The sequence below is a fragment of the Pseudoxanthomonas sp. X-1 genome (assembly GCF_020042665.1).
GTDB classification, from domain to species: Bacteria; Pseudomonadota; Gammaproteobacteria; order Xanthomonadales; family Xanthomonadaceae; genus Pseudoxanthomonas_A; species Pseudoxanthomonas_A spadix_A.
Window position 1 is genome coordinate 1,243,548 of the sequence record NZ_CP083376.1, and the last position, 18,048, is coordinate 1,261,595.

An 18,048-nucleotide genomic window follows, 5' to 3' on the forward strand; every position below is an offset into this window, starting at 1 on the left:
GGAGGCGTGCAGTTGCCAGCCCCCGGCGCGGCCCTGCACGATGGCCCGCATGCGGGGCCGTGGCGGCGCACGCAGGCCCGTGAAGGAAGAGTTCCGATGTGGGGACGCGTGATCGTGTTGTGGAGCCTGCTGGCCTGGTGCGGGCTGGCCGCCGCGCGCGTGCCGCTGACGCCGCAGCCGCGGCAGATGGGCGTGGCCGACGGCCTGCCCAGCGCCACCATCAACGCCTTCGCCGAGGACCACTTGGGCTATCTGTGGATGGCCAGCAGCGACGGCCTGGCACGCTACGACGGCCGCGGCTTCCGCATCTGGCGGATGGAGCACGGACTCAGGGACAACCAGCTGTGGTCGCTGTACGTCGATGCGCAGAACCAGTTGTGGATCGGCACCGAGAACGAGGGCATCGCGGTGCTGGACGCCGACCGCCGCGACTTCCGCTTCTACAACCGCGCCAACACGCCCCAGCTGCGCAGCAACACCATCTGGTGCATCGCCGCCACGCCGGACGGCAGCCTGTGGTTCGGCACCATGGCCGGAGGCCTGACCCGGCGCCTGCCGGACGGGCGCTTCGAACACTTCCGGGCCAATCCCAAGGACCCACGGGCGCTGCCGGGGCGCGACGTGGTGCACCTGGCGCTGACGCCGGACGGCAGCCTGTGGGTGGGCACGCGCTCGGGCCTGGCGCGCTGGACCGGGCACGACTTCGAACGGGTGCCGTCCTCCGCCCTGCCTTCCCCCAAGATCAACCGTCTCACCGTCGAAGCCGACGGCAGCCTGTGGGTGGCGACCAGCCGTGGCGTGTCGCTGCGCAAACCCGACGGGAAGTGGGTGCGCGACCCCTGGAGGCCGGTCTCGGACATCCCGATCCTGCAGACCATGCTGCGCGACAGCGCCGGGACCTACTGGTTCGATACCGCCGCCGGCATGGGCTACAAGGCCGCCGACGGCACGGTGCGCAACGTGCCGCTGTACAGCGTCTCGGCGCGCGGGGTGGTCAAGCCCAACTGGATGGGCGGCTACGAGGACCGCGACGGCGGCCTGTGGTTCGCCAGCCTCAACGCGGGGCTGTGGCACCTGCCGGCCAACTGGCGCCAGTTCGCCGTGCTCACCAACGACGCCAGCGACCCCAGCACCATGACCAATCCCTACGTGCTGGCGCAGGCGCCATCGCGGCGCGGCGGGCTGTGGCTGGTCGGAACGCGCGGCGCGCTGGACTGGCTGGACCCGGCGAGCGGCCGCGTGGAGCAGCACGTCCAGCCGCTGGACCCGGTCAACTGGCCGCAGTCGGTGGAGGAGGACAGCCAGGGCCGGGTCTGGGTGGGGTTGAGCGACAAGCTGTTGCGCTACGACCCGGCCAGCGGCCGGCGGCGCGAGTGGACCCTGGACGACGCCTCCGACCGTCCGCTGCCCGGCGGCCAGGCCGAACTGCGCCGCTGCGGCGCGCAGCTGTGGATCTCCGCCAATTCCGGCGGCCTGCAGCTGCGCGACGAACAGGGCCATGTGCTGCGCAACCTGGAACGCGGCAGCGACGACTATCCCACCGGCCTGATGGTGCAGCAGATGCGCTGCGATGCCGCCCAGCGCCTGTGGCTGGCCACCAACCAGGGCGTGCTGACCTGGGACGCGGCGCGCGGGCGCCTGGCCGCCGTCCCCGGCGGGCCGGAACAGCCCTTGTTCTCGCTGGCCCTGGCCGGCGATGGCAGCGTGTGGACCGGGCGCATGGGCCAGTTGGACCACTACGCCTGGAATGGCCAACGGCTCACGCGGCTGCAGTCGATCGGGCTGGCGCAGGACTTCCCGGCGATCGCCCCGACCGGCATGCGCATCGACGCGCGCGGCGTGGTCTGGACCACCTCCAGCCGCGGTCTGGCGCGGGTCGATCCGGTCAAGGGCATGGTGCGCACCTACAGCGTGCGCGACGGGCTGCCCAATCCGGAGGTGCGTCCCAACACCCTGGTCCAGGCCGCCAGCGGGCAGCTGTCGATGACCACGCCCGATGGCCTGGTGCTGTTCGACCCGGCGCGGCTGGTGCCCTCGGCACGGCGGCCGGACCTGCAGTTCGAATTCGTCGGCGTGCGCCGCGGCGATCGCGGCCTGGACCTGACCCACACCGTCAATCCGCTGCTGGACAGCGAAGACCGCGACCTGCACGTGATCGCGCGGCTGCTGTCCTTCACCGGCGCCGAGGGCACGACCTACCGCTATCGCCTCAGCGGCTACGACCCGGGCTGGGTCGAGGTGGGCAACACCGGCGAGCGCATCTTCTCGCGCCTGCCGCCGGGCCGTTACGCGCTGGAGGTGCAGGGCCGCAGCAGCGACAGCGTGTGGTCGCAGGTCAGGACGCTGCGCTTCCGCGTGGCCCCGCCGTGGTGGCAGAGCCCATGGGGCGTGGCCTGCATGGCCGGCCTGCTGATCGTGCTGATCGCCTGGTGGATGCACGCCTACCGCCGGCGCCTGCGCCGCCGCACCGAGTGGCAGATGGCCCAGCACCGGCGCAGCGTGGCCGAGCAGGCCTCGCAGGCCAAGACCCAGTTCCTGGCCACCCTCGGCCACGAGGTGCGCACGCCGATGACCGGCGTGCTCGGCATGAGCGAACTGCTGCTGGCGACAAAGCTCGACGAGCGCCAGCACCGCTACATCCGCGCGATCCAGAACGCCGGTCGCCACCTGCTGCGGCTGGTCAACGACGCGCTGGACCTGGCGCGCATCGAGGCCGGCCGGCTGGAGCTGGACCAGCAGGACTTCGACCTGCGCGAACTGCTGGACGAAGTGGTCGCGCTGACCGCGCCGATGGCCGAGCGGCGCGGGCTGACCTTCACCAGCGAGATCGATCCGCGCCTGCCGGCCGCCCTGCGCGGCGACGCGGTGCGCGTGCGCCAGATCCTGCTCAACCTGCTGGGCAACGCGGTCAAGTTCACCGAACGCGGGCAGGTCAGCCTGCAGGCGCGGCCGCTGGACGGGCAGGGCCTGCGCCTGGTGGTCAGCGACACCGGCCCGGGCATCAACGCCGAGCAGCAGGCGCGGCTGTTCCAGCGCTTCGAACAGGGCGACGGCGCGCACACGCGCTACGGCGGCAGCGGCCTGGGCCTGGCGATCAGCCAGGAGCTGGCCGGCGCGATGGGCGGCGGCATCGCGGTGGAGAGCACTCCGGGCCAGGGCACGCGCTTCGTCGTCGACCTGCCGCTGCCGGCGGCGCAGGGCGATGGCGCGGCCGGCGGCGTCCACGCCGAGACCGCGGAGGGCCCGCTGTCGGTGCTGCTGGTCGAGGACGACGCCACCATCGCCGAAGTGATCGTCGGCCTGCTGCAGGCGCGCGGCCACCGCGTGCGCGCGGTGCCGCACGGTCTGGCGGCGCTGGCCGAAGCGACGATGGCGCACTTCGATATCGCCCTGCTGGATCTGGATCTGCCCGGCATGGATGGTCTGGCGCTGGCGCGCGAGCTGCGCAGGCAAGGCTTCGCACCGCCGCTGCTGGCGGTGACCGCACGCACCGACGCGCAGGCCGAAGTGCAGGCGCGCGAAGCGGGCTTCGACGGCTTCCTGCGCAAGCCGGTGACCGGCGAGCTGCTGGCCGCCGCGATGACCGCCGCGCGCGCGGCAGCCAATCTGCGCAAGGACTAGCGCTGGCCGCGGTGTCGTCGTTCCCGCGAACGCGGGAACCCAGCGACTTCCGCGATGCGAAAAGATCGACCGTGCCTCGCGGCTCCCACAGGGAGCGGGTTGGCGCTCCGCGAGAGGGAAAATCAGGATCTCTTCGACCCGGAGTCTTCTGACGGGACGCGCCAGGCAGCGGTCCGGCGGGCGGTGGCCGCGATGGGCGAGGCAGGAAGCCGAGCGCCCGAATCAGGGCACGATGCCCTGATTGAGGGAAAAGCGGACACATCGCCCATCGGACCGCAACCAGCGACTGCTCCTGCGGTAGCAGGATGGCGAGAAGCCTTCCGCCCTTCCGAAGCCAGACCGCCCAAGGCGCCGCGATCCAGCGCCGAGGCGCCGCGGTCCCTTGATCGAGAGAAAACACATCTTGGCCTCATCCGCATCGCACCGGCGCTTGCATGCACCGATGCGCGTTGCGAGGATGATCCGGGGACACCGATGGAGTGGGCCGAAGCATGGAACGCCGGTGCGCGGGGCTGCGCCGTGTGCTCTGGACGCTGGCGCTGTGCTGCGCCGTGGCGGAGGTCCACGCGCAAGTGCCGCAGCGGCCGGTGTTCCGCCTGACCGCGACCGCCGAGGGCCTGCCCTCCACCTCCATCACCGCGCTGGCCACCGATCGCACCGGCTATCTGTGGATGACCACCTACGATGGACTGGCGCGCTTCGACGGGACCGAGTTCACCGTCTGGCAGCACGACCCGCGCGACCCCGCCTCGGTGGCCGGCAACCTGCAGCAGGCCCTGTATGTCGACCCGGGCGACCGCGTGTGGGTGGCCACTGCCGGCGTGAGCGTGCTCGATGCCGAGCGCCGCGGCTTCCGCCACTACCGCCGCGCGCAGTACCCGCAGATGCGCAGCGACGACGTGTACGCGATCGCCGGCGTGGGCGGACAGGTCTGGTTCGGCACCAACGGCGGCGGCCTGTACCGCATCGACGAAGACGGCGCGCTGACCCGCTTCGATCACGCCAGTACCGGCGGCGTGCTGCCCTCGGATGTGGTCACCAGCCTGGCCACGGACATGCGCGGACGCCTCTGGGTCGGCACCGAGGCCGGGCTGGCCTACGTCCAGGAGGGCCGGCTGCACGCGTCGCCGGCGGGCGGGCCCGGCCCGCTGGCGGTGTTCTCGCTGACCCGCGTCGGCGATGCGCTGTGGGCCGGTACCCGTGCCGGGCCGCGCATCCTGGGGCGCGACGAGGTCTGGCGCGCGCCGCCCTGGTCGGCGATGTTCGAAGGCGCCAACCAGATTCTGGCGGTGGCCGATGCCGGTGAAGGCGAATCCTGGCTCGGCACCGCCAACGGCCTGTGGCTGACGCATGGCGCCCAGGCGCCGCAGTGGATCCGCGACCGCGACGGGCTGTTCGACCGTCACTTCGTCACCGGCTTCCAGGCGGTGGCCGGCGGCGGCCTGTGGATGGGGGTGGTCGGCAGGGGGCTGGCGTTCCTGCGTCCGGACTGGCGTCGTCTGGCGGTGCTGCCCGCGGCCAAGGGCACGTCGATCAGTCCGTACTGCACCGTCGCCCCCGGTCGCCACGGCCTGCTGTGGCAGACCGATGCGGCCGGCACGCTGGAGCAGGTCGATCGCCGCACCGGCGAGGTGACGGTCACCGCCCTGCATGGCATCGACCCGCTGCACCTGGGCCTGACCAGCGCGGTGCAGGACCGCCGCGGCGCGCTGTGGCTGGGCGTGCGCCCGGCCGCGCTGGTGCGCGTGGACCCGGCCACCGGCGCGCGCCGCGATTGGCCGCTGCGCAGCGCGGGGCACGTGGATTTCGCTCCCGAGACCCTGCTGGAGGACGCACGCGGCGACATCTGGCTGGGCACGCCAATCGCCGTGCAGCGACGCGACGGACGCAGCGGGCAGGTGCTGGATGCCTTCGAACGGCATCCGCTCACCGGTGTGGAGCTGGCCTTCCAGCAGCTGCGCCTGGGGCCCGATGGCGAACCGTGGATCGCCAGCGGCACCGGCCTGCTGCGCTGGGACCCGGCCGCGCGGCGGCTGCTGCCGGTGGACGGCCCGGACGGCGCGCTGGAGATCTCCGGCTTCGTGCCCGAATCGGCGCAGGCGCTGTGGGTCTTCCGCATCGGCGAGCTCGAACGCTGGCAGCGGCACGAAGGCCGCTGGCGGCTGGCGCGCCGGATCGGATCCGGCCTGCCCAACGTGTCGGCCAACGGCATGCAGCGCGACGCCCAGGGCCGGCTGTGGCTGGCCACCCCGCGCGGCCTGCTGCGCGTGGACGTGTCCGATCCGCGGCGCGTCGCGGTGCGCACCTTCGGCGTGCGCGACGGGCTGAGCAGCCAGGAGTTCCTGGAGAAATGCCTGTACCGGTTCGAGGACGGCGTGCTGGCCTCGACCACCAGCGATGGCGCGCTGGTGCTGATCGACCCGGCCGCGCCCGACCGCGCCGCGCGCGCTCCGCCGCTGCTGCTGAAGCCGCCCACGGTGGTGCGCGCGGGGCGGGTCGAGACGCTGCCCGGGCCGACGCCGCGCCTGCGTCCGGACGACCGCGAACTGCGCGTGGGCATGCGGCTGCTGGCCTTCGACGACGTGGCCGGCAGTCGCTACCGCTCGCGCCTGCTCGGGCTGGACCCGGACTGGGTCGACCAGGGCGCCAGCGGCGATCGCGTGCTTTCCGCCCTGGCCCCGGGCGACTACACGCTGGCGCTGCAGGGCTTCGACGCCAGCGGCAACGCCTCGGCCGTGCACCGGCTGCAGTTCAGCGTGGCCCCGCCGTGGTGGCGCAGCGCGCCCGGCCTGCTCGCCCTGTCGCTGCTGGGGCTGTGCCTGCTGCTGATCGGCGCCTGGGCGTACCGGCGCCGTGTGCAGCGGCGCAGCGTCTGGCAGTTGGAGCAGCACAAACGCGTGCTGGCCGAACAGGCCTCGCAGGCCAAGACCCATTTCCTGGCCACGCTCGGCCACGAAGTGCGCACGCCGATGACCGGCGTGCTGGGCATGAGCGAACTGCTGGCGGCCACGCCGCTGGATGCGCGCCAGCGCGGCTACGTCGCGGCGATCCAGAAGGCCGGCGCGCACCTGCTGCGGCTGGTCAACGATGCGCTGGACCTGGCCCGCATCGAGGCCGGGCGGCTGGAACTGGACGCGCAGGACTTCGACCCGCGCGAGCTGCTGGGCGAGGTGGCCGCGCTCATCGCGCCGACGGCGCAGCGCAAGGGCCTGGCCTTCGACTGGCGGGTGCAGGCGGACGTGCCGCGCGCCCTGCGCGGCGATCCGCTGCGCGTGCGCCAGATCGCGATGAACCTGCTGGGCAACGCGGTCAAGTTCACCGAGCGCGGCCGCGTCGGCCTGCATGCGCAGGCCACGGCCGAGGGCGTGGCGCTCATCGTCAGCGACACCGGGCCGGGCATGGACGCCGAGCAGCAGGCGCGGCTGTTCCAGCGCTTCGAGCAGGCCGAGGGCGCGCGCACCACCGCGCGCTATGGCGGCAGCGGCCTGGGGCTGGCGATCTGCCAGGAGCTGGCCGTGGCCATGGGCGGGCGGATCGCGGTGGAGAGCGCGCCGGGGCAGGGCACGCGCTTCATCGCCCACCTGCCGCTGCCCGCGGCGGCGGAACGGGGGACGCCTGCAGGATCCGATCGCGTCCCTCGCGATGCGTCGCCGCTGTCCGTGCTGCTGGTCGAGGACGATCCCACCATCGCGCAGGTCATCAGCGGCCTGCTGCAGGCGCGCGGCCACCGCGTGCGCGCCGTGGCGCACGGGCTGGCGGCGCTGGCCGAGGCGCGCGTGGAGCGCTTCGACATCGCCCTGCTCGACCTGGACCTGCCCGGCCTGGACGGCCTGGCCCTGGCCACCCAGCTGCGCGCGCAGGGTCTGGACCTGCCGCTGCTGGCGGTCACCGCGCGTGCCGATGCGCAGGCCGAGCCGTTGGCGCGGGCCGCCGGTTTCGACGGGTTCCTGCGCAAGCCGATCACCGGCGATCTGCTCGACGAGGCGATCGCGGCGGTGCTCGCTGGGCGGCGCGGATGAGCATTCCGTCAAGGTTCGCGTGCGTCCGGAGCCAGGCGCCCATGCCGCCCTTGCTAGCATCCCGCCTCCGATCCACCGCCGAGCCGCCGTCATGGAAGCATCCTCCACGCCGCCCGCATCCGCCCGCGCCGATGCGTCGTCCCCGCCGTTCACCGGCAAGCTCGATGGCCGGCTGACCGAACACGGTGCGCAGGCAGAAGGCCAGCTCCGCGCCGGCGGCGAGCGCTTCGGGGCCGGGCTGGACGCGAAGATCGAAGGCGCGATCACCCGCGCCGAGGGCCAGGTGCGCTACACGCTGGAAGGCAGCGTGAGCGGCTTCGTGCAGGCCAACGCCGCCGCGCGCGGCATCGGCGTCGATGCGCGCGTGCAGGAAGGCGGCCGGGCCAGGTTCGAGGCCTCGCTGCCCGAGCAGGCCGCGCGCGATGTCGACCTGCGTTCGATCAACCCCTTCGATCCGGCGTCGATGCCGGTCGGCACGCGCATCAGCATGGACGCCGCCCACACCGGCAGCGTCGAGGTCGGCACCCGGCTGCGCCAGCTGGCCACGCGGGACCGGGTCGGGCACGAGGAGGGCGTCCAGGTGTCGATCGAGGCACTGGAAGGCCAGCGCGTGCGCGTCGTGGCCGGCCCGCGCGAGGCGGTGGAGGCCTATCACGGCGTCGGCCTCAAGCTCGGCCCGGCCAGCGCCATGCTGGGGCGCGAGGACCGGGTGTCCGGCGGCACGCTGCACACGGCGCAGTTCGATCTGTCCAATCCGCAGGGGCGCCAGGCCTATGACGCGTTCCTGCGCTCCGGCGTCATGCCCGAGCGCGATGCGCCGGGGCTGTCGGAGGTCAGTACGGTCTCGCGCCTGGACATGCGCTCGGAAGGCAGGGTCGACCTGGGCCTGGGGTCGCGCTCGACCTCGCTCTCGACCGGCGCCAACAGCGGCCAGGCCGTGCGCGCCGTGCATGGCGACGGCAGCGCGGAGGTCTCGCGCACGCTGCGTTACCGCGAACACGACGTCAGCCTGCAGATCGACCAGTCCTTCGCCGCCGACGGCACGCCGGGCGAGCGAAGCTACCGCTATCGCTTCACGCCCGACGCCACCCAGGCCGGGCAGCTCAACGCGGTCTACGGACGCGAGGGCGCCACGCCGTTCCAGGCCGGACGCGAAACCAGCCTGCGCTTCAGCGAGCAGGAGATGGCCGGCCTGCAGGCACAGACCCTGCGCGCCCACCAGAACATCGCGCGTACCGGTGGCAACGATGCGATCCGCCTGCTGGCCGAGCCGCCGCCGCAGGGCGGCCAGCGCACGCCGGAACGGTTCGCCGTCGATCTGATCCACAACCCGAGCACCCTGGCCAGCCTGCCGTCCACGCTGTACACCGTCTCGCTGCGCGCGGGCGAAGAGGCGCGTGGACGCCCGCTGTCGTTCTTGCCGCTGCCGGGGCAGGTGGAAGGCGCCGCAGTGCAGCGACCGCAGGCGCCGGCGCCTGGGAACCCACCGCAGCCCGCGCCCCGGGTCGACTTCGGCACGGCAGCGGCGTCCCCGGCGCTGGGCCAGGGCGGCCATCCCGACACGCCACTGTTCGCCGCGATCCGCGAGCGCGCCCCGGCGGGCGTGAGCGAGGACCATCTCGCCCGCGCCACGCTGCTGGCGCGCCAGGAAGGCATCACGGCCGATCGCCTGCAGCAGGTCGGCGTCCACGACCAGACCCTGTGGCTGGTGGGCAATCAGCCGGGCCAGCGCGCGAGCGTGGACCTGCGTCAGCCGGCGCCGCAGGCGCATGAGACCGGCGCCCAGCTGCTGGCGATGCAGGGCCCGCCCGACCAGGCGCAGCAGCAGGAACGTCAGGCGTCGATGGCCCGCGGCTGAAGCCGGGCCGGCGACGCCGTACGCGCCGCCGGCCCGTGCGATCAGCGCGCGCTGTGCCGATGCACCGCGTCGACCAGCGCGGCGACGTGATCGGGATTCATGTCCGGCGACATGCCGTGTCCGAGGTTGAACACATGGCCCTCGCGTGAACCGCCGTTGCCGGCCGCGTAGCTGTCCAGCACCTGCCTGACCTGGGCGTCGATCGCCGCGGGCGAGCCGTAGAGCACGGCAGGATCCAGGTTGCCCTGCAGCGCCACCGTGCCGGCGGTGCGGCGCGCGGCTTCGCCGAGTTCCACCAGCCAGTCCACGCCGACCGCCTCGGTGCCGCTGGCGGCCAGCGCTTCCAGGTGCGCGGCGTTGCCCTTGCCGAACAGGATCAGCGGCGCGCGCTCGGCGCCGTGTCCGCGTTCCAGCTCGGCGGCGATCCGCTGCAGGTAGGGTAGGGAGAACTCGCGGTACATGGCCGGGCTCAGCACGCCGCCCCAGGTGTCGAACACCTGCAGCGCCTGCGCGCCGGCCGCGTGCTGCGCGGCCAGGTAGGCGATCACCGCATCGGTATTGACCTTGAGCAGCGCGTGCAGCGTGTCCGGATCGTTGAGCGCCATCGCCTTGATCCGGGCGAAGTCCTTGCTGCCGCCGCCTTCGACCATGTAGCAGGCCAGCGTCCACGGGCTGCCGGAGAAGCCGATCAGCGGCACGCGGCCGTCCAGCTCGCGGCGAATCAGGCGCACCGCGTCCATCACGTAGCGCAGCCCGGTCTCCATGTCCGGCACGCCCAGGCGCGCGACCTCGTCGGCGCTGCGCACGGTGTGGCGGAATCTGGGGCCTTCGCCTTCGACGAAGTACAGCTCCAGCCCCATCGCGTCGGGGATGGTGAGGATGTCGGAGAACAGGATGGCCGCGTCCAGCTCGAACCGCGCCAGCGGCTGCAGCGTGACCTCGCAGGCGATCTCCGGATGCTTGGCCATGCCCAGGAAGCTGCCGGCGCGCGCGCGCGTGGCGCGGTACTCGGGCAGGTAGCGCCCGGCCTGGCGCATCAGCCACACGGGCGTGCGGTCGGTGGGCTGGCGGCGCAGGGCGCGCAGCAGGCGATCGTTCTTGAGCGGCGGCAGAGACAAGGCAGGTCTTCCGTAGAGAGGGAATCAGGCGGGTGAGGGCGAGGAAATGCGGCCGGGCAGGATCCGGCCGTACAGCAGCAGGTCCTCGAAGACCCCGTGCTTGCATTCGTGCGCGACCAGGCGGCCCTCCAGGCGCAGGCCGGCCTTTTCCATGACCCGCGCCGAGGCCGGGTTGCGCGCCAGGCAGGCCCCGCCGATGCGGCTCAGGCCGTGCGCGGTATGGCCATGGTCGATCAGGCGGCGCGTCGCTTCGGTGGCATAGCCCTGGCCCCAGTACGGCACGCCGATCCAGTAGCCCAGCATCGCCCGCGCATGGGTGCGGGACATCTCGTGCAGATCGACGGTGCCGATCAGCGCGCCGTCCCGGCGCAGCGTCACCGCGTAGACGATGCGCGTGCCGGCGGCCAGCGCCGAGGCCTGCCCGGCGATCCAGGCCTGCGCTGCGCCGTCCGGATAGGGATGCGGGATGTTGGCCGTGGTGTCGGCCACGCGCGCGTCGCCGGCCAGGCGCTGTACATCCGCCGCGTCCGCGGCCAGGTAGGGGCGCAGCAGCAGGCGCTCCGTTTCCAGGACCGGCTGCATCGCTAGGCGCGCGGGGCGTCGAAGCCGTGCACGAACATCACCTGGTACCCGCGCTTGAGGTGGGTGTCGCGCAGCTTCTCGAATGCCGCCGTGGCCTCGGCCTGGGCCATGAACTGCTCGCGTCGCAGCTGCCCGCGCCCCCCGACCTGGCCGGCCTCGCGCAGCAGCTCCCAGCCGCCGAACAGGTCCGGCTGCAGGGTCAGCTGCAGGTAGCGGGGCGCCTGGCCCACGCTGGGGTGTTGCTGGAGAAGGACGCGCATGGCGGCGATTGTAGCCAAGCCGCTCTGGCTCAACCGCGAAAGCTGCGCCGATAGGTGGACGGCGATGTCCCAAGCGTGGCGGCGAAGCGCTGGCGCAGCGAGATGGCGCTGCCGAATCCCGCCTCGGCCGCGACGCGATCCAGCGCCAGGTCGCTGGTCTCCAGCAGCCGCTGCGCGCGCGCCAGGCGCTGGTGCGCCAGCCAGTCGCCGACGCTGGCGCCGGTCGCCTGGCGGAAGCGCCGGGTGAAGGTGCGCCGGCTCATCAGCGCGCGCGCGGCCAGCGTATCCACGTCCAGACGCTGGTCCAGGTGCGTCATGGCCCATTCGAGGACCTGTCCCAGCCGCTCGTCGCCCGGGTCGGTGGGCAACGGCTGCTCGATGTACTGGGTCTGCCCGCCCTGGCGGTGCGGCGCGACCACCAGCCGCCGCGCGATGCGGTTGGCGACCTCGGCGCCGTGCAGGCGGCGCACCAGATGCAGGCAGCAGTCGATGCCGGCCACGGTGCCGGCCGAGGTCAGCACATCGCCATCATCCACGTACAGCACATCCGGCTGCAGCCGCACCCGCGGATGGCGCCGGGCGAAGGTCTCCAGCGCGGCCCAGTGCGTGGTCGCCGGACGGCGATCGAGCAGCCCCGCATCGGCCAGCACGAAGGTGCCCAGGCACAGCCCGACCAACTGCGCGCCGGCGGCATGGACGCGCCGCAGCGCCTCGACCAGCACTCCCGGTGCCGGTTCGTCCCGATCGCGCCAGGAGGGCACGATCACCGTGTCCGCGCCTTTCAGGCCCTCCAGGCCGCAGGCGGGCTGGACGCTGAAGCCGGCATCGGTGCGCAGCGGACCGGGCTCGGCCGCACAGACGCGCAGCTCGAAGGCGGGCAGGTCCGGCTCCGCGCGCGACTCGAACACCTGGCACGGCACGGCCAGGTGGAAGGGGCTGATGCGGTCGAAGGCGACCACGGCGATGCGATGCGGCGACATGGCCCGATTCTATCGAAAGTCGTTTATCGGGCCACTCGTCGATCCCGCGACCGATGCCCAGACTGGCCGCCTTCTTCAACGAAAGGCTGCCGCCATGTCCGCTCCCCGCCGCGCCCTGCTGGTCATCGATGTCCAGAACGCGTACTTCAGCGGCCCGCTGCGCATCGCTCATCCGCCGGTGTCCGAGTCCCTGCCCAACCTCGTCCGCGCCATCGACGCCGCCCACGCGCACGGCGTGCCGGTGGTCGTGATCCAGCACACCACGGCGGCCGATGGGCCGGTCTTCGCCGAGGGCAGTGACGGCTGGGCGCTGCATCCGCAGGTCGCGGCCCGTCCCCGCGAGCACCACGTCCTCAAGACGCGGCCCAGCGCGTTCGCCGGCACCGACCTGGCCGCATGGCTGGCGGCGCGTGACATCGACACCGTGACGGTGGTCGGCTACATGACGCACAACTGCAACGCCTCGAGCGTGTTCGAGGCCTTCCATCGCGGCCTGCGCGTGGAAGTGCTGGCCGATGCCAGCGGCGCGCTCGCGTACGCCAACGCCGCCGGCCAGGCCAGCGCCGAGGAGATCCATCGCGTCTTCAGCGTGGTCTTCCACAGCAACTTCGCCGCCGTGCTGAGCACCGAGGCCTGGATCGCGGCGCTGCAGGCCGGCCAGGCGCTGCAGCCGGACAACGTGTTGAGCTCCCACCAGCGCGCGCGCAGAAACACGGCGAGCCCGACACCAACGGTGGTGCGCAGCCGCGACTTCACCGGGACGCGCGCCTGGGAGGCCTTGCCGATCGCGCGGCTCGACGGCGTCGGCGTGCGCCTGCACTGGACCGATCAGCCGTATGTCTGGCACGTCAACGACGGGCAGGAGATCTTCGCCGTGCTTGACGGACGCGTGCGGATGCACTGGCGCCGGCACGGCACCGAACAGACCGCGCTGCTGGAAACCGGCGATGTCTTCCACGCGCCGGAAGGCACCGAGCACGTCGCCCATCCGCAGGGCGCGGCGCGGATCCTGGTGATCGAGCGCGAGGGCAGCCTCTAGCGCCGCGCCCGGCTCAGCCCATGCCGGCCAGCACCGGCAGCACCTGCGCCTCGTCCACGTCGGGCACCACCTCGGCCCTGCCGATGCCGCGCCACAGCACCAGGCGCAGGCGGCCAGCGATGTTCTTCTTGTCCAGGCGCATGCGCGCCAGCAGCGCCTGTGGCGACAGGCCGGGCGGGATCTCGGTGGGCAGGCCGCAGGCGGTGAGCAGCGCGATCAGGCGTTCGGTGTCGGCGGCCTCGCTCATGCCCAGCCTGGCCGAGAGCCGGGCGGCCAGCACCATGCCCACGGCTACCGCCTCGCCGTGGTTGAGGTTGTCGTTGGCCACGCCGCCGTAGCCCTGTTCGGTCTCGATGGCGTGGCCGAAGGTATGGCCCAGGTTGAGCAGGGCGCGCTCGCCCTTCTCCAGCGGATCGCGCGCCACGATCGCGGCCTTGGCCTCGCAGCTGCGCGCGATGGCGGTGGCCAGCGCGCCGGCATCGCCGTCCAGCAGCGCGGCGTGCTCGGCTTCCAGCCATGCGAAGAACAGCGGGTCGCCCAGCGCGCCGTACTTGATCACCTCGGCCAGGCCGGCGCGCAGTTCGCGCGGCGGCAGCGTGGTCAGCGCCGTGGTGTCGGCGAACACCGCGCGCGGCGGATGGAAGGCGCCGACCAGGTTCTTGCCCTGCGGGATGTCCACCGCGGTCTTGCCGCCCACCGACGAATCGACCATCGACAGCAGCGTGGTCGGCAGCTGGACCACGTCCACCCCGCGCATCCAGCACGCCGCGGCGAAGCCGGCCAGGTCGCCGACCACGCCGCCGCCCAGGGCGAACACGCAGGCATCGCGCGTGGCGCCCAGTTCGGCCAGCGCCTCGATGGCCGCGCCGAAGTGGGCCAGCGTCTTGGACTCCTCGCCGGCCGGCAGCACGAAGCGCGCCAGCTGCAGCTCCGGGCGCGCCTCGCTCAGGGCCTGCGTCACCGCGTCGGCATACAGCGGCGCCACGTGGGTGTCGCTGACCAGCAGCGCGTGGCGGCCGCGCACGTGCCGGGCCAGCGCCGTGCCTGCGCGCAGCAGGCTGGGGCCGATGTGGATGGCATAGGGCGCGTCGCCGCCGACGTGGACGGTCTGGGTGGCGGGGGTCATGCGGTGGGAGCTCCGGTGGGGTGCCAGTCGCGCGCCAGCCGCCCGACCAGGGCGGCGGTGGCCTCGCCCGGCGTGAGGCGGTCGGCGTCGAGTACCAGGTCGGCGACCTGGCGGTAGAGGGGATCGCGCACGGCGAGCAGGTCGGTAAGGACCTGGCGGCGGTCGACGTTGTGCAGCAGCGGGCGGTTGCGGTCGCGGGCCACGCGTCGCAGCTGCGTCTCCACGTCCACGCGCAGGTAGATGACGAAGCCGCGCGCCTGCATCAGCGCGCGGTTGTCCGCATCGAGCACCGCGCCGCCGCCGCTGGCCACGACCTGGCCTTCGCCGGCCAGCAGCTGGGCCAGCGCCGCGCGTTCGCGGGCGCGGAAGCCGGACTCGCCCTCGTGCTCGAAGATCTCCGGGATGCTCGACCCGGCCGCCTCGACCACGGCGTGGTCGGCATCGACGAACTTCAGGCCGAAGCGCTCGGCGATGCGGCGGCCGATCGAGGTCTTGCCGGCCCCCATCGGGCCGACCATCACAAGGTTGGGGGCGGGATTCATCGCTCCGGATGATACTGGCGCGCCGCGCGGGCCGGCCACGGCCGTTGCAGGCGAAACTGCGTCCTGATGACGCGCCCTAGCCGGCGATCACCCGCCGCTGCGCGTCCACGCGGACCACGTGGTCGGCCAGCGTCGGCAGGGTGCGCAGCGCCTGGCGGCTGACGCGCTCGTAGTGCTGGACGAAGCGCTCCAGCTGCGGGCGGGTCATGGCGGCGCGCCCGGGATGCTCGGCCTGCAGGCTCTGTTCGGCCTTTAGGCCCTCCTCGGCCTTCAGGCCCTCCTCGGCCTGCCAGCGCCAATCCACGACATGCTCGAAGCCGGGCGGCTGCAGGAACCACAGCGTGTCGCAGGTCCGCCACAGCGCCGGGTAGTCGCGCGCCAGTGCGGCGTTGCAGTGGCTGCGCCAGGTGCCGTCGCGGTCCTCGTCGCGCTCCAGCGCGTTGATCGGCGCCACCAGGGCGGCCTCCGCCTGGGCGGGCGTGCCCAGGCACCAGCCTTCGAAGATCACCAGGTCCACCGGTCCGTCCACACGCGGCCAGGCCGATTCGGCCACGCGGTCGTCGGCCAGCTTGTCGAAGCGCGGCAGCGCCACCGGGCGGCCTTCGCGCAGGGCCTGCAGCGTGTGCAGGGCCAACGGCAGGTCGTGGGTGCCGGGCGGCCCCCGGGTGACCAGCAGCGGATGCACCTGGCGCGCCAGGGCCCGGCGCGCGGCGCGGGTCAGGTAGAAGTCGTCCAGCGACAGCACCGCGCTGCGCAGGCCTTGCTGCCGGGCGGCGTGCGCAAGCTGGGCGGCGAGCGTGGACTTGCCGGTGCCCTGCAGCGCCGACAGGCCCCAGACCGGCACCGCCTGCGGCAACGCACGCGCGCTGCGCAGCGCCGCGGCGACCAGCGATCCGGGGAAGCCGTGCGTGGGAGACGTCATCGCGCGACAATAGCGCACCGCCCGCGGGCCGCTGCCGTATCCCATCAGATGAGCGAAGTCGAAGTCGATCTGTACGCCGAAGCGCTGAGCACCTTCTCGGCCCTGTACGAAGAGGCCGGCCGGAGCGCCGGTGAGCCCGAGTTCAACGCCATGAGCGTGGCCACCGCGACGCTGGACGGCCAACCTTCGCTGCGCACCGTGCTGCTCAAGGCGCACGATGCGCGCGGCTTCGTCTTCTACAGCCACCTGGACAGCCAGAAGGGCCGCGAGCTGCAGGCCAATCCGCGCGCGGCGCTGCTGCTGCTGTGGCGCACGCTGCGCGAGGCCGGCGTGCAGGTGCGCATCGAAGGCGCGGTGCAGCTGGTCACCGACGCCGAGGCCGACGCCTACTTCGCCACGCGTCCGCGCGAGAGCCAGCTCGGCGCCTGGGCCTCGGCGCAGTCGCACACGCTGAAGGATCCGGCCGATTTCCACGATCGCCTGGCCCAGGTCGAGGCCGAGTTCGACGGTGGCCCGGTGCCGCGCCCGGACGGCTGGACCGGCTTTCGCGTGGTGCCGGACAGCTTCGAGTTCTGGTACGGGGCCAGGTTTCGCCTGCACGAGCGCTGGCGCTATGAACGCGCGCCGGACGGCCACTGGTTCAAGCGGATGCTGTTTCCTTGAGCGCCCGCGCGCAGCGGCTGCCGATGTGCCCACCGATCGCGCTGTTCCCGCAGCCTTGAGCGCACTGGTCACGATCCGCGCGGCCAGCGCGCACGATCTGCGCGCCTGGGCCGGCCTGCAGGGCGAGCTGTGGCCCGATCAGGATCACGACGCCCGCGGCCATGTGACCGAGGCGCTGCAGCGTGCCGATGCCGGCAACTTCCTGGCCTTCGGCGCGGACGGCACGGCGATCGGTTTCGCCGAGGCCACGCTGCGCAACGACTACGTCAACGGCACCGACAGTTCGCCGGTGGCCTTCCTCGAAGGCTGGTACGTCAACGCCGGTTGGCGCGGCCAGGGCATCGGGCGCGCGCTGCTGTCGGCGGTGCGGCAATGGGCGCAGGCGCAGGGGTGCAGCGAGCTGGCCTCCGACGCGGCGCTGGACAACCTGGCCGCACAGCGCGCGCATGCGGCCTGCGGCTTCGCCGAGACCGAGCGCGTGGTGTACTTCCGCATGGCGCTGGACGACGACGCCTGATGGCGATCGGCCCGCGCCGCATCGTCTGCCTGACCGAGGAGCCCTGCGAGACGCTGTACGCGCTGGGCGAATCGGCGCGCATCGTCGGCATCAGCGGCTTCACCGTGCGCCCGCCGCAGGCGCGGCGCGAGAAGCCCAGGGTCGCCGCGTTCACCAGCGCCAACATCGACAGGATCCTGGCGCTCAAGCCCGACCTGGCGATCGGCTTTTCCGATATCCAGGCCGAGATCGCCGCCGCGCTGGTCAAGGCCGGCGTGGAGGTGTGGATCGCCAACCATCGCAGCGTGGCCGGCATCCTCGATTACGTGCGCCGGCTGGGCGCGCTGGTCGGCTGCGCGGCGCGCGCCGAGGCCTACGCCGATACGCTCGAGCGCGGCCTCGATGCCATCCGGACGCAGGCCGCGCGGCTTGCGCGGCGGCCGACGGTCTACTTCGAGGAATGGGATCAGCCGCTGATCACCGGCATCCAATGGGTGGCCGAGCTGATCGAGCTCGCCGGCGGCCGCGACGCCTTCCCGGCGCTGTCGCGCGAGCCGTTGGCCAGGGGCCGCATCCTGGCCGATGGCGCGCCGGTGATTGCGGCGGCGCCGGACATCATCCTGGGCTCGTGGTGCGGCAAGCGCTTCCGCCCCGAACAGGTGGCCGCGCGGCCGGGCTGGGAGGCGATCCCGGCGGTGCGCGACGGGCAGCTGTACGAGATCAAATCGCCGCTGATCCTGCAGCCGGGCCCGGCCGCGCTGACCGACGGCGTGCAGGCGATCGCCGCGATCGTCCAGGCCTGGAGCGCCGGCAGGCGCTGAA

General features: G+C 73.0%; 14 protein-coding genes. 7 read left to right on the forward strand and 7 right to left on the reverse strand.

The window, feature by feature from the left end; genetic code table 11:
* Nucleotides 1-96: 96 nt before the first annotated feature.
* The 3 genes from LAJ50_RS05510 to LAJ50_RS05520 all read left to right on the forward strand — a co-directional run bounded on the left by LAJ50_RS05510 (nucleotide 97) and on the right by LAJ50_RS05520 (nucleotide 9,498).
* Nucleotides 97-3,621, forward strand: coding sequence for a two-component regulator propeller domain-containing protein (locus LAJ50_RS05510; protein ID WP_138654586.1), 3,525 nt, complete (start codon nucleotides 97-99; stop codon nucleotides 3,619-3,621).
* Nucleotides 3,622-4,112: 491 nt separating this feature from the next.
* Nucleotides 4,113-7,640 carry an ATP-binding protein gene (locus tag LAJ50_RS05515; protein ID WP_138654588.1) on the forward strand — a complete coding sequence of 1,176 codons (3,528 nt, stop codon included), beginning with the start codon at nucleotides 4,113-4,115 and terminating at the stop codon, nucleotides 7,638-7,640.
* A 91-nt stretch (nucleotides 7,641-7,731) separates the two neighbouring features.
* Nucleotides 7,732-9,498, forward strand: coding sequence for a hypothetical protein (locus LAJ50_RS05520; protein ID WP_171044655.1), 1,767 nt, complete (start codon nucleotides 7,732-7,734; stop codon nucleotides 9,496-9,498).
* Nucleotides 9,499-9,539: 41 nt separating this feature from the next.
* Here the strand turns inward: LAJ50_RS05520 and hemE are convergent, their stop codons facing one another.
* The 4 genes from hemE to LAJ50_RS05540 are packed head-to-tail and all read right to left on the reverse strand — an operon-like array spanning nucleotide 9,540 to nucleotide 12,438.
* Nucleotides 9,540-10,610 (reverse strand): uroporphyrinogen decarboxylase, encoded by a 1,071-nt coding sequence (gene hemE, locus LAJ50_RS05525; protein WP_138654606.1) that lies wholly within the window; start codon nucleotides 10,608-10,610, stop codon nucleotides 9,540-9,542.
* Between the two features lie 30 nt (nucleotides 10,611-10,640).
* Entirely contained in the window at nucleotides 10,641-11,198 is a 558-nt protein-coding gene (locus LAJ50_RS05530; RefSeq protein ID WP_138654590.1) for a GNAT family N-acetyltransferase, read from the reverse strand.
* 2 nt (nucleotides 11,199-11,200) lie between these two features.
* Entirely contained in the window at nucleotides 11,201-11,458 is a 258-nt protein-coding gene (locus tag LAJ50_RS05535; protein WP_130550915.1) for a WGR domain-containing protein, read from the reverse strand.
* A 29-nt stretch (nucleotides 11,459-11,487) separates the two neighbouring features.
* Entirely contained in the window at nucleotides 11,488-12,438 is a 951-nt protein-coding gene (locus LAJ50_RS05540; RefSeq protein ID WP_138654592.1) for a helix-turn-helix domain-containing protein, read from the reverse strand.
* A 94-nt stretch (nucleotides 12,439-12,532) separates the two neighbouring features.
* Between LAJ50_RS05540 and LAJ50_RS05545 the strand changes: the two genes are divergently transcribed.
* Nucleotides 12,533-13,477 (forward strand): isochorismatase family protein, encoded by a 945-nt coding sequence (locus LAJ50_RS05545; RefSeq protein WP_138654594.1) that lies wholly within the window; start codon nucleotides 12,533-12,535, stop codon nucleotides 13,475-13,477.
* A gap of 13 nt (nucleotides 13,478-13,490) precedes the next feature.
* On the opposite strand, the gene aroB is transcribed toward LAJ50_RS05545, so the two are convergent.
* The 3 genes from aroB to LAJ50_RS05560 form a co-directional block, all read right to left on the reverse strand.
* On the reverse strand, nucleotides 13,491-14,603 hold the full coding sequence (gene aroB / locus LAJ50_RS05550; protein ID WP_138654596.1) for a 3-dehydroquinate synthase: 1,113 nt from the start codon (nucleotides 14,601-14,603) through the stop codon (nucleotides 13,491-13,493).
* The gene (locus LAJ50_RS05555) at nucleotides 14,600-15,145 is read right to left on the reverse strand and encodes a shikimate kinase (protein ID WP_138654598.1); all 546 of its coding nucleotides are present in this window, start codon (nucleotides 15,143-15,145) and stop codon (nucleotides 14,600-14,602) included. The genes aroB and LAJ50_RS05555 overlap by 4 nt, the downstream gene beginning before the upstream one ends.
* 76 nt (nucleotides 15,146-15,221) lie before the next feature.
* Entirely contained in the window at nucleotides 15,222-16,067 is an 846-nt protein-coding gene (locus LAJ50_RS05560; protein WP_171044656.1) for a kinase, read from the reverse strand.
* Nucleotides 16,068-16,115: 48 nt separating this feature from the next.
* On the opposite strand from LAJ50_RS05560, the gene pdxH reads away from it, so the two are divergent.
* Genes pdxH through LAJ50_RS05575 form a run of 3 tightly spaced genes read left to right on the forward strand, consistent with a single transcriptional unit; the run spans nucleotide 16,116 to nucleotide 18,047 of the window.
* Complete coding sequence (gene pdxH / locus LAJ50_RS05565; protein WP_138654600.1) at nucleotides 16,116-16,730, forward strand: pyridoxamine 5'-phosphate oxidase; 615 nt, start codon at nucleotides 16,116-16,118, stop codon at nucleotides 16,728-16,730.
* A gap of 55 nt (nucleotides 16,731-16,785) precedes the next feature.
* The gene (aac(6'), locus tag LAJ50_RS05570; protein WP_224096488.1) at nucleotides 16,786-17,247 is read left to right on the forward strand and encodes an aminoglycoside 6'-N-acetyltransferase; all 462 of its coding nucleotides are present in this window, start codon (nucleotides 16,786-16,788) and stop codon (nucleotides 17,245-17,247) included.
* Nucleotides 17,248-17,252: 5 nt separating this feature from the next.
* Entirely contained in the window at nucleotides 17,253-18,047 is a 795-nt protein-coding gene (locus tag LAJ50_RS05575) for a cobalamin-binding protein (protein ID WP_138654610.1), read from the forward strand.
* Nucleotide 18,048 lies beyond the last annotated feature (1 nt).